Below are 267 nucleotides of genomic sequence, written 5' to 3'. Positions count from 1 at the left end.
CCATGATTCTGCCGCCCTCGGGCAGAAGACCGAGAATGGACCAGGCTGTCTGGGTTTTACCCGAGCCGGACTCCCCGACGAGGGCGTGGACTTCTCCCGGGGCGACCCTCAGCGATACGCCGTCCACTACTGTTTTCCATCCGCCATTGACCTGGTAGGCAACGGAGAGGGAATCCACCTCCAGAAGCGCAGGAGCGTCGGGAATGTTGTCGTTGTGGGTGACGGGTGGGGCCGGGCGGGGGTTGGGTGGCGACCACACGAGCCTGC

At 64.8% G+C, this 267-nt stretch carries 1 protein-coding gene; it reads right to left on the bottom strand.

Translation table 11 applies throughout. The features are described 5' to 3' along the window. Positions 1–259, bottom strand: a 259-nt coding sequence (locus tag AC5RTT_RS20890; protein WP_494146745.1) for an ATP-binding cassette domain-containing protein, incomplete at its 3' end; no start/stop codon positions are given. Between the last annotated feature and the right edge of the window lie 8 nt (positions 260–267).

This window comes from Arthrobacter sp. Y3221157, from assembly GCF_059089865.1.
Note: the sequence above shows the minus strand (reverse complement) of the source record. Positions and strands in the feature narration are given on the sequence as shown.